This is a genomic window from Kitasatospora sp. NPDC088783 (assembly GCF_044750705.1).
Lineage (GTDB): Bacteria > Actinomycetota > Actinomycetes > Streptomycetales > Streptomycetaceae > Kitasatospora > Kitasatospora fiedleri.
This window is the reverse complement of sequence record NZ_JBIVKJ010000002.1, coordinates 493,917-507,591: the sequence shown is the minus strand read 5'-3', so window position 1 is coordinate 507,591 and position 13,675 is coordinate 493,917. Positions and strand designations below refer to the sequence as shown.

The 13,675-nt window shown below is 75.3% G+C and carries 13 protein-coding genes; 4 read left to right on the top strand and 9 right to left on the bottom strand.

Annotated elements, in window-relative coordinates:
- Positions 1 to 652: 652 nt before the first annotated feature.
- On the bottom strand, positions 653 to 1,636 hold the full coding sequence (locus ACIP60_RS06675) for a LysR family transcriptional regulator (RefSeq protein WP_199527980.1): 984 nt from the start codon (positions 1,634 to 1,636) through the stop codon (positions 653 to 655).
- A 222-nt stretch (positions 1,637 to 1,858) separates the two neighbouring features.
- Between ACIP60_RS06675 and snpA the strand changes: the two genes are divergently transcribed.
- Positions 1,859 to 2,503: a snapalysin gene (gene snpA, locus ACIP60_RS06670; RefSeq protein WP_400680753.1), complete on the top strand. Its 645-nt coding sequence runs from the start codon at positions 1,859 to 1,861 to the stop codon at positions 2,501 to 2,503.
- A gap of 110 nt (positions 2,504 to 2,613) precedes the next feature.
- Here the strand turns inward: snpA and ACIP60_RS06665 are convergent, their stop codons facing one another.
- From ACIP60_RS06665 to mscL, 7 genes are all read right to left on the bottom strand, one after another.
- Positions 2,614 to 3,042 carry a hypothetical protein gene (locus ACIP60_RS06665; RefSeq protein ID WP_400680751.1) on the bottom strand — a complete coding sequence of 143 codons (429 nt, stop codon included), beginning with the start codon at positions 3,040 to 3,042 and terminating at the stop codon, positions 2,614 to 2,616.
- A complete protein-coding gene (locus ACIP60_RS06660) occupies positions 3,039 to 3,899 on the bottom strand; it encodes a class I SAM-dependent methyltransferase (RefSeq protein WP_400680750.1) in 861 nt (286 codons plus the stop codon). Before ACIP60_RS06660 ends, ACIP60_RS06665 begins: the two co-directional genes overlap by 4 nt.
- Positions 3,896 to 4,678 carry a DUF2071 domain-containing protein gene (locus ACIP60_RS06655; protein WP_400680747.1) on the bottom strand — a complete coding sequence of 261 codons (783 nt, stop codon included), beginning with the start codon at positions 4,676 to 4,678 and terminating at the stop codon, positions 3,896 to 3,898. The genes ACIP60_RS06660 and ACIP60_RS06655 overlap by 4 nt, the downstream gene beginning before the upstream one ends.
- Complete coding sequence (locus ACIP60_RS06650; RefSeq protein WP_400680744.1) at positions 4,675 to 5,817, bottom strand: DUF3419 family protein; 1,143 nt, start codon at positions 5,815 to 5,817, stop codon at positions 4,675 to 4,677. Before ACIP60_RS06650 ends, ACIP60_RS06655 begins: the two co-directional genes overlap by 4 nt.
- Positions 5,818 to 6,223: 406 nt before the next feature.
- Positions 6,224 to 6,631, bottom strand: a complete 408-nt coding sequence (locus ACIP60_RS06645; RefSeq protein ID WP_400680742.1) for a DoxX-like family protein — start codon at positions 6,629 to 6,631, stop codon at positions 6,224 to 6,226.
- A gap of 109 nt (positions 6,632 to 6,740) precedes the next feature.
- The gene (locus ACIP60_RS06640) at positions 6,741 to 8,015 is read right to left on the bottom strand and encodes an aromatic acid exporter family protein (RefSeq protein ID WP_400680740.1); all 1,275 of its coding nucleotides are present in this window, start codon (positions 8,013 to 8,015) and stop codon (positions 6,741 to 6,743) included.
- Positions 8,012 to 8,431: a large conductance mechanosensitive channel protein MscL gene (gene mscL, locus ACIP60_RS06635; RefSeq protein WP_400680738.1), complete on the bottom strand. Its 420-nt coding sequence runs from the start codon at positions 8,429 to 8,431 to the stop codon at positions 8,012 to 8,014. Before mscL ends, ACIP60_RS06640 begins: the two co-directional genes overlap by 4 nt.
- A 243-nt stretch (positions 8,432 to 8,674) precedes the next feature.
- Here mscL and ACIP60_RS06630 point away from each other — a divergent pair, with 243 nt between their 5' ends.
- Complete coding sequence (locus ACIP60_RS06630) at positions 8,675 to 9,475, top strand: MEDS domain-containing protein (RefSeq protein ID WP_400680735.1); 801 nt, start codon at positions 8,675 to 8,677, stop codon at positions 9,473 to 9,475.
- A complete protein-coding gene (locus ACIP60_RS06625; protein ID WP_400680732.1) occupies positions 9,472 to 10,437 on the top strand; it encodes an anti-sigma factor RsbA family regulatory protein in 966 nt (321 codons plus the stop codon). The genes ACIP60_RS06630 and ACIP60_RS06625 overlap by 4 nt, the downstream gene beginning before the upstream one ends.
- Positions 10,438 to 10,471: 34 nt before the next feature.
- Here ACIP60_RS06625 and ACIP60_RS06620 read toward each other — a convergent pair whose 3' ends face one another.
- Entirely contained in the window at positions 10,472 to 11,875 is a 1,404-nt protein-coding gene (locus ACIP60_RS06620) for a short-chain fatty acyl-CoA regulator family protein (RefSeq protein WP_400680729.1), read from the bottom strand.
- Positions 11,876 to 12,281: 406 nt separating this feature from the next.
- Between ACIP60_RS06620 and aceA the strand changes: the two genes are divergently transcribed.
- A complete protein-coding gene (gene aceA, locus ACIP60_RS06615) occupies positions 12,282 to 13,574 on the top strand; it encodes an isocitrate lyase (protein ID WP_400680726.1) in 1,293 nt (430 codons plus the stop codon).
- The last annotated feature ends 101 nt before the right edge of the window (positions 13,575 to 13,675 follow it).

Genomic DNA, 13,675 nt, shown 5'->3' with positions numbered 1-13,675 from the left:
CGAGCGGCGGTCGGCACCCCCCGTGGCCGCTGTACCGGCGGGGCGTCGCGCCGCAGCAGGGGTCCTGACGCCGTTAGCCCGATCGGGGGCCGTCGCGCACTGCGGACGGGCCCGGCACCGGTGGGTTCGCGGACCGGGGGGTCGGACCCGGGGTGCGCGGATCAGTCCGTGCGCGCCGGTGGCGGGTGGGTGCCTGGGCGTTCAGGGGGCCGGGAGAAGTGCTGGGGATGTCCGGCCGGGGGCACGGCGCGGTTGTGGTCACGAACGACGGTGAGGCCCCGCTGGAGTTGACCGTGGAGCCCTGGGCGGACACCTTCCGGGTGGTGCACGGGCGGGATTCGGTCGCGGTGCGGTCCAACGGCCACTGCTTCCACCTCGCCGACACGGCGGGCCGTCCGATCGGTGCGGCCGACCGGGAGTGCCCGGCTCGGGAGGCGGATTCCCGGGGGCGTCCCCGAGCGGCGGCGACCGCGTGCCACTGCCGGCAGCCGCCGCGCGATCCGTCGCCGTACCGGCGGTGGCGTCCGGCGCCCCGGGCTCCCTCCGGTAGGGCGGCGACCCGCGCTCCGGAGGGTGGGCCCGGGGCGTTCCGGTTTCCCGTGCGGAGGCTGAGGTCCCCCGTGGGGGTCTTCAGTGGCTCGGCCGGGCGGGGTCAGGGCGGTGGGCCGGCCGGGGCGAGGAGGGTGTGCAGGGGGCGGTTGTGGCGGTGCAGCCAGGCGCGGTAGGCGGGGTTGGCGCCGGCCAGGGCGAGGTAGGCGTGGCAGAGGTCGACCCAGAGGCCGTCGAGGGCGGGGCCGCCGACGGTGTCGGGGCGCCAGGTGAGCAGGAGGCGGACGGCGAGCGGGTCGCCGTGGACGGGGCGCAGGACGGTGCCGGGGCCGGGTGGCGAGGTGGGTTGGCAGGGGCGGACGGCTTCGCCGGAGGCGACGAGTTCGGCGGCGGTGGCGTTGTCGCGGACCTGGACGACGCGCGGGTCGAGTCCGGCTTCGGCGAAGACCCGGCGCAGGGCGGCGTACTCGTGGTCGGCGGTGGGGTCGACCATCCAGGTGTCGTGGGCGAGGTCGGCGAGGCTGACGACCGGTCGGCCGGCGGCGGGGTGGGTCTCGGCGAGGGCGACGAACTGGGGTTCGCGGGCGACCAGCACCCGCTGTTCGGTGCCGGCCGGCACGTGCAGCGGGAAGCCCTCGCTCTCGTGGACGAAGGCGGTGTCGAGCTGTTCGGCGGCGACCAGGTGGAGCAGGGCGATCGCCGAGATGTCGATGTGGATGGTGGTGTCGGTCTCCGGGAGCCGGTCGTGGATGCGGCGCAGCCAGGCGGCGACCGCACGGCTGCCGACGCTGCCGATCCGCAGTCGGCGGCGGCCCGGTCCGGCGGCCTCGGCGCGGGCGGCGGCGAGGAGGGCGTCCATCTCGGTGATCACGGGGCGGGCGCGGGAGAGCACCGAGTGGCCGAGGGCGGTGGGGCGGCTGCCGGTCTGTCCGCGGGTGAACAGCCGTCCGCCGATGGTGCGTTCGATGCGGTGCAGTTGGGTGGTCAGCGACGGCTGGGTCATGCCGAGTCGACGGGCGGCCTTCCGGACGCTGCCGGTGTCCGCGATCGCGCACAGCACCCGCAGGTGTCGGACGTCGAGCTCCATCACGGGAGCATAGCCAGACGCCCCTCATCTGCCAAGAGCATGTCAAAAGCCGACCACGACCCGTCAAACCGCTTTCCGGGCACGGGTATTGACCGGTGCTATCGCCGGTTGCCATCTCCGCGCCCCGCCCGCCCTGCCCCAAGCTCGGTGCAACAACCCGTCACCGCGTCCCGGACGGCCTCCCCACGGCCCCGGGGCCCGCGAAAAAAATGGAGTCCCCACATGAACCGCTCCATGACCGTGCTCGCCGCCGCCCTCGGGCTGGTCCTCGCGGTCGGCACCGCCGCCGTGCCCGCCGCCGCGGTCACCGCCCCCGGCGCCCCCACCGCCCAGGGCTACACCCCGTCCGCGGGCATCGCCGTCAACTCCGCCGAGGAGGCGGGCAACAAGGCGTTCTACGAGGCCGTGATGAAGTCGGCCCGCGCCAAGCAGGCCGCCAACCCCTACCTGCTGACCGTGGCCGTCACCTACGACGCCAGCCAGGCCCCGACCTTCCGCAGCGTCATCTCGCAGAGCGCGCAGATCTGGAACTCCTCGGTCGCCAACGTCCAGCTCCGCTCCGGCACCAACGCCGACTTCCGCTACTACGAGGGCAACGACTCCCGCGGCTCCTACGCCTCCACCGACGGCCACGGCAGCGGCTACATCTTCCTCGACTACGCGCAGAACCGGCAGTACAGCTCGCTGCGCGTCATCGCCCACGAGACCGGCCACGTGCTCGGCCTGCCCGACCACTACTCCGGCCCGTGCAGCGAGCTGATGTCCGGCGGCGGCCCCGGCACCTCGTGCACCAACCCGTACCCGAACACCACCGAGCGGAACCGGGTCAACAGCCTCTGGGTGAACGGCCTCGCGACCGTCGGCTGATCCCGCCCGCCCGCCTGCCCGCCTGTCCGTCCGCCCGTACCGGACCCCCGTCGGCCGCCCCGGTCGGCGGGGGTCCCGCGGCGCTGTACCGCCACCGCCACCGCCACCGCTCAACTGCCGAGCGCCGTCACGAGCGCGCAGGTGAACACGGCCGTCACCCACGTCCACAGCACCGACAGCGCCGCGTGGGCGGCGGTCCGCAGCCGGTCGCCGCGCCACAGCTCCGGGGAGAACACCGCGAACTCGAAGATCCAGCGGATGCCCCAGAAGAGCGTCTGCGCGGCCAGCAGCGCGGTGCCGAGCCGGCCGCCGGCGAGCAGGTCCCGGGTGAGCAGCAGCGGCAGCAGGCCGAGCAGGACGCAGGTCAGGGCGATGAAGAAGAGGTGCACGTAGGAGACCTGGCGGGTCAGCAGGGTGGTTCCGACCAGGTCGGCGGGCCAGCCGATGAGCCGCGGCAGGACGAGGTGGAGCGCGCCCATTGCGATCAGGGCCGCGCCCACCAGGCGCAGTTGGCCGTCCAGGGTGAGCAGGTGGGTCACGGTGTGCGGCGCTTTCCGGTCGGGGTGACGGTGGGGGTGGTGGTCGGGGTGGTGGTGGAGGCAGTGGTCGGGGTGGTGGTCAGGGTGACGGCGGGGGTGAGGGAGAGGGCGGTGACGAGTCCGCCGATCCGCCGTTGCGCGACGGGGCGCAGGCCCGCTGCGGCCGCGGCCCGGAGCCAGGTCCGGCGGGGGAAGAAGTGCCGGGCGCCGGGGCCGTAGACCGCGGTGTTGGCGGCGTCCCGCAGGTGCTCGACCAGGACGAGGCGGCCGTCGGGGCGCAGGACCCGGGCGAACTCGGCGAAGAGCGCGTGCCGGTCGTCGGGTCGGCGCAGTTCGTGGGCGGCGAAGACGGCGAGGACGGTGTCCGCCGAACCGGTCGCCGCGGGCAGCCGGTCCGGCCGTCCGGGGAGGGTGCCCGGGGCGGGCGGCACCAGGCGGCGGGCCCGGCGGATCGAGCCCTCGGTCATCAGGGCCGGGTCGTAGAGGTCGACCACGGTCTGCGGGTGCCGGGGCCAGCGGGCCGCCACCGGTCGGCTGGTCTCGTCGAGGCCGGAGGAGACCACCAGGTGTTCGCCCGGGCCGGTCGGCAGCAGTTCCTCCAGCCAGTCGAAGGTGCGCAGCTCCGAGCGGTCGTAGACCCACCAGGTGGCGGCCGTGCCGGTCGCCAGCAGGGCCACGGCGGCGACCGCGCCCGCCCGCGCGAGGGGGGCGGCGGGCCCGGGCAGGCGGTGCGCGAGGGCGAGACCGGCTGCCGCGGTGAGGCAACCCGCCGCGTACATCGGCCAGTTGTAGCGGACGACCTCCCGGACGCCGGAGAAAGCGGCCGGCTCTCCCGGGGCCGCCGCGGGCGGCTTCACCGTTCGGCCCCGTTCTCGGCGCGGCGCCGGCCGGCGTGCCAGCCGTAGTCGAGGTCGGCGACGTGGAAGGCGTTGGCGAGCACGGGAGTCGTCCCGGCGAACGGGCCGTGGTCGAAGAAGGTGGGTGGGGTCGGCAGTTCGACGGCGACCGGGGTCGGCTCCCAGCGGGTCCGGGTGGCCTTGACCACGATCATCGATCCGGTCTCCGGCTCGTGTTCGAAGGTGTAGGGCAGCGGGCCGGCGAACCGTCGGGCGTCCTTGGCGCGGGCGAACGGGCTGCCGGCCGGCAGGTCGGCGGGGACGGACCCGAGGTCGGCCCGCACGTGCAGGTCGGCCCGGCCGTCGCGGCTGACGACCCGGAACTCCAGGGTGTCGCCGACGACCCGGCTGCCGAGCCGGGCCGGCCGGTAGTGGTAGCGCGTGAGCAGGTTGCCGCCGAGGGCCATGGCCCGGCTGTCGGTGTCGCTGCGGAGGATCTTCAGCCCGCGCATGGCCCGCCCGTGGGGGGTGGGGAAGCGGGTGAAGATCCGGTACCCGGTGAGCACCCGGTCGGCGCCGAGCCGGGCGGGCAGGAAGGCGGGCCGCAGGCTCCGGGTGTCCACCAGGGCGACGGCGACGAACCCGTGCTCGGTGCCGGTCGGGTCGGTGTGGGTGTCGAGCGCGAGTCCCGGTGGCAGCAGCGGTTCCAGGACGTGCGGGGGCAGGGCGTAGGTGAGGACCAGCGAGTGCGCGAAGTGGGTCCGCATCGGGACGGGGTGGCGGCGCAGCAGGTGTTTCATCGGGTCTCGGCTCCGTCCGTCCTGGTCCTGTCCGTCCTGGTTCTGTCCGCCCGGGTCCCGGCCGTCTCGGGCTCGTTCGTCCTGGTGGCGTCCGTCTGGGTTCCGTCCGTCCCGGTTACGTCCGTCTCGATTCCGTCCGTCCGGGTGCGGACGACTCGCACCACGCCCCAGATCATCGACCGGTCCTCGGCGGCGAGTCCCGGTCCGCCGGGGCCCGGTTCGCGCAGGCTGCGGACCACCGCGGTGCCGCCCGGTCGCACCGCGTGTTCGACGGCGGCGCGCAGCCGTCGGGCGAACCGCGGCCCCGGCCCGTCGACCACGTTGGAGAGCGTCACCGCGTCGTAGCTCCCGGCGGCGGACCGCTCCAGGTGCTCGACGACCTCGCCCCGCACCAGCCGCACCCGCCCGCCACCGGCCGTGGCAGCGGCGGGGGCGAGGGCGGGGGCGGGCGTGGTTGCGCCGGGGCGTTCGCGGCCGAGCAGCAGCCGCCAGGCCCAGTCGTTGGCCGCGTTGGGGTGCCGGGCGACGGTCCGGGCGATCCGCCGGAGCAGCACGGTGTCGAAGCCGCGCGGGAGCCCGCACCGGAAGCCCGGGCGCAGCGCGGCGGCGAGCGCCCCGGCGGGCCGCAGGGCGGCGGCGGCGAGCAGCCGCAGCCCGGGGCCGTCGAACTCGGCCGCCCACCGGCGCCGTTGCTCGCCGGGGTCGTCGAGGCGCAGGAAATCGGCGACGGACGCGGGCCGCCAGGCCGGCAGCAGGGCGGCGGCCGTGGCGCGGCCGAAGCCGGTCAGCCGTTCGGCCGTGCCGGTGACCGCGGGTGCCCCGGCTTCCAGCCGGGCCCGGGCGTAGGCGAGTTGGGCGGGGTTCAGGTCGATGGCGGTGACCTCGTACCCGGCCGCGGCGAGGGCGGCGGCGGTGTCCCCGGCGGAGGCGATGCAGAGCACCCGGGCACCGGGCGGCGGGAAGACCGCGAGTTCGACGGCCGGGTCCTCGTACATCCGGCCGAAGAGCACCCGGGGACGGCCGGCGGGCCCGGCGAACAGCCGACCCGCCTGCCACGGCGTACCGGCAGCAGCGGGGACCGGCGGACGCGGCACGGCTCCGGACCACCCGACGGCGGAGGAGACGGAGACGGTCACCACGCCCAGACCCCCTGCCGCACCTCGCCCGCGCGGCACCGGGTAACGACCAGCCGGATCAGCGCAAGGAGACCGAGGTCCCGAACGACCAGCCGCCCGCCCTCCGGAACGTGCCGGACACCGAGGAGCCACCCACCCACCTGCCACGGCGCACCGGCAGCAGCGGGAACCGGCAGACGCGGCACGGCTCCGAGCCGCCCGACGGCGGAGGAGACAGAGACGGTCACCACGCCCAGACCCCCTGCCGCACCTCGCCCGCGCGGCACCGGGTAACGACCAGCCGGATCAGCGCAAGGAGACCGAGGTCCCGAACGACCAGCCGCCCGCCCTCCGGAACGTGCCGGACACCGAGGAGCCACCCACCCACCTGCCACGGCGCACCGGCAGCAGCGGGAACCGGCAGACGCGGTCACCACGCCCAGACCCCCTGCCGCACCTCGCCCGCAGGGCGCCGGGCCGCGACGAGCCAGATCAGCGCGAGGAAGCAGAGGTCCTGGACCACCAGCCGCCCGGGCTCCGGGATGTGTCGGGCGCCGAAGAGCAGTCCGCCGGTGTTGAAGCCGATCACCAGGAGCGTCTGCACGACTGCGGCGGCGTACGGGCGGCGGCCCAGCAGCACCCACGTTCCGAGTGCGACCTCGGCGAGGCCGAGGACGACCAGGAGCGGGGTGACCGCGCCGGTCGGCAGCAGGGGCAGTCCTTCGACGATGGCCCGCTGGTCGGCCCGCCCGGGGAGGATCTTGCACCAGAAGCCCTCGTACCACCACATCGATGCGACCGCGACGGCCGGCCACCGGGTCCTTCCGAGGTCTGCCACGATCCCCCCTCCCACTCCCCCGGCCGTCCGCGCGCAGGGCACGGCGGCGCCGGCCCGGACTGGTGTCCGGACCTCGTGGCGCCGATCATGCCGAACTTTTTGAACGCGTTCAACTTGCCGGGGACCGCGGCTCCTCGGAGTGCCCCGGGCTCTCCCGGCGCGGGGCCGCGAGGCGGAGCGGCTGGGGGTGCAGGGCGGCCGGGTGGGGGCCGTGGCGGGGGTCGAGTTCGTGGAGGATCTGCTGGGTCTCGTCCATGATCGAGCCGTGCAGGGACCAGACGGCGGGGCCCTGGTCGGTGCGGCAGAGCGTCTTGGCGGCGGCGGCGTGGTGTTCGCGGCCCCGTTCCAGGGCGGCCGTCAGGTCGTCGGTGTGCCCGGCCTCGCGGACGCGGTCGCGCTGGATGCGGGCGAGGACGTCGAGCGCATCGCCGACGGCCTCCAGGACGTCGCCGATCGGCCGGACCCGTTCGCGCGCGTCGCTGAGCGCTTCGGCCTCGCGCGGGAACTGGCGCTCGCCGCGGGCCAGGTCGTCCAGGCCGCGGAGCACCGATCCGAGCTGGTCGCAGACGTGGCCGAGGCAGGTCAGGCCCTCGCCCAGCGGGCCGAGCGCGACCGCCGGGTCGGTGCCCTGCCGCAGCCGCCGGGGGTTGAGGCGGATGCCCTCCTCGGCCTGGACGGCCGCCTCCCGGGCCCGGTCGAGTTCGCGGGCGGCCGTCTCCACCCGGCGCAGCCAGCCGTCGGAGGTCCGTTCGTCCCAGCCCTCGCGCAGTCCGCGGGCGGTGTCGTGGGCGATGTCGGCGAGGCGGTGGGCGACCCGGGCGGAGCGGTCCGCGGCGTGGCCGACGTAGGTGGGGGGCGCCGCGACCAGGTTGACCAGGACGCCGGAGGCGACGCCGACCAGGGTGTCCCAGATCCGGACGGGGGCGTACGGCGCGCCGGTGCTGAGCACGAGCAGGACGGTGACCGGCACCTCGGTGGCCTGCTCGCCCAGGCGCAGCAGCTTCCCCAGGCCCAGGCAGACGCCGACGGCGAGGCCGATGGTGGCGAAGTTCGCCCCGGCCAGGCGCAGCAGGCCGAGCGCGGCCAGGGCCCCGAGCATGACGCCGCCGAACTGCCGCAGGCCCTGCGCCAGCGTCCGGAACACCGTGAGCTGGACGGTCAGCAGCGCCGCCAGGGGCGCCAGGACGGGTTGCTCGTCCTCGCCCAGCAGCACGACCGCGACCTCCCAGGCCAGCGCGCAGGCCACCGCCACCCGGGCGGTCCGCACCACCCCTTCGCGGTGCGCCCGGACGGCGCGCCCGGGGTGGCGCAGTGCGTCCCGGACGGCCCGCCAGCCGTCCGCCGCCTTCCCGCGCCACGCCGCCACCGGGCCGGGGGCGGTCACGGAAGGTCGGGCGTCCGGACGAGTTCGGCCGTGCAGAAGGCGCACCGGTTCGCCTGGGCGGGGATCGCGGACAGGCACTCGGGGCAGTCCCGCTTGGGCGCCTGGACGTCCTGGTGCGGGGCGAAGCGCTCGTGCAGCTTGTTGAACGGGAGCACGACCACGAAGTAGAGCACCAGCGCGGTGAGCAGGAGGGTGATCACGGCGTCGATGAACGCGCCGTACGGGAACTCCACCCCGTGGACGTGGAGGGTCCGGCGGCTGAAGTCGCCGACCGCGCCGGTGGCGAGGCCGACCAGCGGGGTGAGGAAGGCGCGGACCAGGGCGGTGACGACGCCCGAGAAGGCCGCTCCGATCACCACGCCCACGGCCAGGTCGACGACGTTGCCCCGTAGGACGAAACCCCGGAAACCCTTCACTGACGTCCGTCCTTCCCCTCGGTCTCCGCGCGGCGGTCGTGTGCGGTCCGCGCCCGGCGGCCTTCTGCCCGGTCCGGCCGTCCGCATGCCCGGCCCGTCCGCATGCGCGTTCGACGGCTCCGGCCGCTCCGGGGCACCGGTCGCGCGGTGCCCGGGGTGCCGGGCCGGTGACGATAGGATGCCGCCGGAGCCGGTCGGGGTGGAGTCGGGGTGGAGGGAGGGCGTGTGAGGAGCGCACGTGCGGTGTCCACCCTCGACTCCGTCGAAGCGGGTGATCACGTCTGCTGGCTGGTCGGCCCGGACGACGACTTCGCCGTGACGGCGCGGGCCTTCGCCGCCGACGGCGCGCTCTTCGGCGACAAGGTGCTGGTCATCGGCACCCCCGACACCCGCTGGTCGCTGGGCGGCGCGGCCCAGGGCGTGGTCCTCGACCCGGTCGCCGAGCGGGCGGGCGGGTCGGCGTGGGACGCGGCGGCGTTGCTGGAGACGGTGCGCCGGGAGGCGGACGCCGCGTGCCGGCAGGGCTTCCGCGCGCTGCGGGTGCTGGCCCGGATGGACCGGGTGTGGCCGGGCGGGGCGAGCCCGCGGGAGATCGCCCGGCACGAGCTGGGCCTGGACGACCTGGTGCTCGCCGGGGCGGCCGTCGTCGTCTGCGCCTACCACCAGGTCGGTTTCCGCCCGGCGGCCCTCGACCAGGCCGTCGGAGTACATCCGCAGCAGTTGGGCACACGTGCGGAGGTGCCGGGATTTCGGATGTACAGCGCGGGAACGGACTGCTGGAGCGTGAGCGGCGTGGTGGACTTCGAGGGCGCCGAGGCGTTCCGTACCGCCTTGGACGCCCTGGTCGCCCGTTCCGCCACCGTGCGCCTGCGCTGCCAGGACCTCGAACTGGTGGACGTCGCGGGCATGCGCGCGCTGGCGGACGCGGCGCGCGGGGTCCCCGGCCGCCGGATCGTGGTCGAGAACACGGACGAGACGTTCCGGCGCTGCTGGTCGCTGCTCGGCTACGACGTCCCGCAGATCCCCGTGGAGCTGGCACCGTGAGCGAGAACAGCACGACGCGCCCGGCCGCCTCCCCCCAGGACTCGGCCTTCCGGCACGAGCTGTACCCGTACGACGGGGACGCGCAGTTCCTCGACGGCGCCATGTCCTTCATCCGGGACGCCCGCGCGGGCAGCGAGCCGGTGCTGGTCGCGGTCGCGGAGCCGAAGGAGCGCATGCTGCGCACCGAGCTGGCGGGCACGGACGCCGCCGACGGCGTCACCTTCCTCGACGCCGCCGCGCTGGGCCGCAACCCCGGGCGGCTGATCCCGGCCTGGCGCGACTGGGTCTCCAAGGCCGCCGAGGGCAGCCCGGTCCGCGGCATCAGCGAATCCGCGTGGAGCGACCCCTCCCCGGCGGAGAGCGGCGAGTTCGGGTACCACGAGTGGCTGCTGAACCTGGCGTTCGCCCAGTCGCCCGCCTGGTGGCTGCTCTGCCCGTACGACACCGCTGCGCTGGAGCCCGCCGTGGTGGAGTCGGCCCGGCGCTGCCACCCGATGCTCCTCAGCGAAGGGGCCCACGGGCCCAACGGCTCCTACGTCGAGGAGCCCTACGCCTTCCCCGAACTCACCCCCGCAACCTCCCCCCACCAGGAACTCCCCTACCAGCGGGGCCGGCTCGCCGCGGTCCGCGCCCACATCACGGCCTGCGCGACCCCGCACGGCCTGGGCGGCACCCGGCTGCGCGAGCTGCTGATCGCCGCCTCCGAGATCGCCGCCAACAGCATCAAGCACGGCGGCGGCCGGGGCGTCCTGCGCACCTGGGTGGAGGACACCGACCTGATCTGCGAGTTCCACGACTCCGGCCACCTCCAGGACCCGCTGGTCGGCCGGCTCCGGCCGACCGCCGACCAGATCGGCGGCCGCGGGCTCTGGATGGTCCAGCAGCTCTGCGACCTCGTCCAGATCCGCTCCACCGCGGAGACCGGCACCACCGTCCGCCTGCACACCCGGCTGCCCGAGTAGCCCGCCGGGGCCCCGGGGGTCGGCGTCCAGCGGTCTAGGGCTCCGGGTCGGCGCGCACGGCGTACGGGACGAAGGTGCTGGTGTGCTCGTCGGCGGCGAGGGTGCGGCCGATGGCGGGGGCGGAGCGCTGCGGGCAGGCGGGGCGGTCGCAGACCTTGCAGCCGAGGCCGATGGGGGTGGCGCCGGACTCGTCCGCGAGGTCGAGCCCGGCGGAGTAGACCAGGCGGTGGGCGTGCCGGACCTCGCAGCCCAGGCCGACGGCGAAGGTCTTGCCGGGGCGTCCCCAGCCGCCCGGTGAACGGGTGACGGCGCGGGCGGTCCACAGGTAGCGGCGGCCGTCGGGCATCGCGGCGACCTGGACGTGCACCCGGCCGGGGGCGGCGAAGGCGTCGTAGACGTTCCACAGCGGGCAGGTGCCGCCGGTGCGGGAGAAGTGGAACGGCGTGGCGGACTGCCGTTTGGAGACGTTCCCGGCCCGGTCGACGCGGACGAAGGAGAACGGCACCCCGCGCAGGCCGGGGCGCTGGAGGGTGGACAGGCGGTGGCAGACCGTCTCGTAGCCGACACCGAAGTGGTCGGCGAGGTGCTCGATGTCGTAGCGGGAGCGTTCGGCCTCGGTGTGGAACGCCCGGTAGGGCAGCACGAGGGCGGCGGCGAAGTGGTTGGCGAGGCCGATCCGGGTGAGCGCGAAGGCGGTGGAGCCCTCGGGGCTGTCCTGGGCGGCGAGTTCGGACAGCAGCGCGTCGTGTTCCAGGTAGGCGAGCTGGGTGGCCATCCGGAACGCCTGCTGGCCGGGGCGCAGCCGGTCGGCCAGGTGCAGGGTGCGGGTCCGCCCGTCGTAGTGGTGCAGCTGCTCGCCGCCGGTGGCGATCCGGACCAGGTGCCCGTCGGCGAGCCGGGCGGCCAGGGCCTCCCGGACCCGGCCGGGCCGCACGCCGATCCGCTCGGCCGACCGCTCGGCCGCGGTGTCGAGGGCGTGCAGGTAGTTCTGCCGGCGGTAGAAGAACTCGCGGACCTGTTCGTGCGGGGTGCGGGCGTCGGCCGGGGCGCCCCGGTCGCCGGCCAGGACGGCGAGCTGCTCGGCGGTGTCCCGGCGGCCCCGGGCCAGGTCGGTGAGCAGCCGGGCCACGGCGGGCAGGCGGGTGGCGACCTCGTCGAGTTCGCCGGGGGTGATCCGGCGGGCCGCGATCTCCTCGCCGAGGGCGTCGCGCAGTTCGGCGGTGAGCCGGGCCCGGTCGGGCGGGGCGAAGTAGCCGGCCTCGACGCCGAACGCCTCGGTGAGGCGCAGCAGGACGGGGACGGTGAGCGGGCGGGCGTCGTGCTCCAGCTGGTTGAGGTAGCTGGGGGAGAGTTCGAGGAGTCGGGCGAGGGCGGCCTGGCTGAGGCCGCGCTCCTCGCGCAGCCGGCGCAACCGGGCGCCGGCGAACGCCTTTCCCATGGGTCACTCCCCCGTCCCGGCCGGGCCGCCCGTCGGCCGCTCGTCGGCTTCTCGTCGGTTTCTCCTCGGCCGCCGTCGGCCGCTCGTCGGCTCCTCGGTGCGGGAGCCTAGCCGGGAGGGCCGTCCGGCGGTCTTCGCAGGCTTCGCCGATCCGCCCGGAAGGCTTCGCAGAACGTGGCACCGGTCCACCGGTGACGGCGGCGGAGCGCGGTGGAAGAGTCGGTGCCGCGGCCGGAAGGCGCAGTGAGCAGTCGCGAACCACCAGGTCAGTCACCGTGGTTCGGGCTGTCCGGGCCACCACGTCCCGCGGTGCCACGCCGCTGCCCGGCGTCGGCCGGCCGCCCGCCCGCCTCGCGGTGAGAGGTGTCTCACATCCTTCGCAACCCATCTCTGGAGCCGGATCACCATGACCCAGTCGGTTCGACAGCAGCAGGAGCACCAGGCGGCCGCGCTCGAAGCCCGGTGGGCGTCCGATCCCCGCTGGGCGGGCATCGAGCGCACGTACACCGCCGAGGACGTGGTGCGCCTGTCCGGTTCGGTGCGCGAGGAGCACACCCTGGCGCGGCGCGGAGCGGAGCGGCTGTGGCGGCAGCTGCGCGAGCGCGACTACGTGCACGCGCTGGGCGCGCTGACGGGCGGTCAGGCCGTGCAGATGGTCAAGGGCGGGCTGGAGGCGGTCTACCTGTCGGGCTGGCAGGTCGCGGCGGACGCCAACCAGGCCGGGCAGACCTACCCCGACCAGAGCCTGTACCCGGCGAACTCGGTGCCGCAGGTGGTGCGCCGGATCAACAACGCGCTGCTGCGCGCCGACCAGATCGACACCGCCGAGGGCAACGGGGGCCCGGACTGGCTGGTGCCGATCGTCGCGGACGCCGAGGCGGGCTTCGGCGGCCCGCTGAACGCCTTCGAGCTGACCAAGGGCATGATCGCGGCCGGCGCCGCGGGCGTCCACTTCGAGGACCAGCTGGCGTCCGAGAAGAAGTGCGGCCACCTGGGCGGCAAGGTCCTCGTGCCGACCGCCCAGCACGTGCGCACCCTGAACGCGGCCCGGCTGGCCGCCGACGTCGCCGACGTGCCGACCCTGGTCGTGGCCCGCACCGACGCGCTGGCCGCGAACCTGCTGACCAGTGACGTGGACGAGCGCGACGCCCGGTTCTGCACCGGGGAGCGCACGGCGGAGGGCTTCTACCGGGTCGAGCCCGGCATGGCGCCGGTCATCTCGCGCGGCCTGGCGTTCGCGCCGTACGCGGACCTGCTCTGGGTGGAGACCGGTACCCCGGACCTCGCCCAGGCGCGGGAGTTCGCGGAGGCGGTCAAGGCGCAGTACCCGGACAAGATGCTGGCGTACAACTGCTCGCCGTCGTTCAACTGGAAGGCCGCGCTGGACGACGACCAGATCGCTACGTTCCAGCGGGAACTGGGGGCGATGGGCTACCGCTTCCAGTTCATCACGCTGGCGGGCTTCCACGCGCTGAACCACTCGATGTTCCAGCTCGCCAAGGGTTACGCCGAGCACGGCATGACCGCCTACGTCGAGCTCCAGGAGGCCGAGTTCGCCGCCGCCCCGGACGGCTACACGGCCGTGCGGCACCAGCGCGAGGTCGGCACCGGCTACTTCGACCTGGTCTCCACCGCGCTCAACCCGCACGCCGAGACGCTGGCGCTGACCGGCTCCACCGAGGCCGAGCAGTTCCACTGAGCCGCCCCGCGACGGTCGCCCCGGCCCGGCCCGGGGGCTCCACGGCCGCCGCCCGCCCCGCCCGGGGCCTCGTTGAGGGACGAGGCCCCGGGCCCTCACTC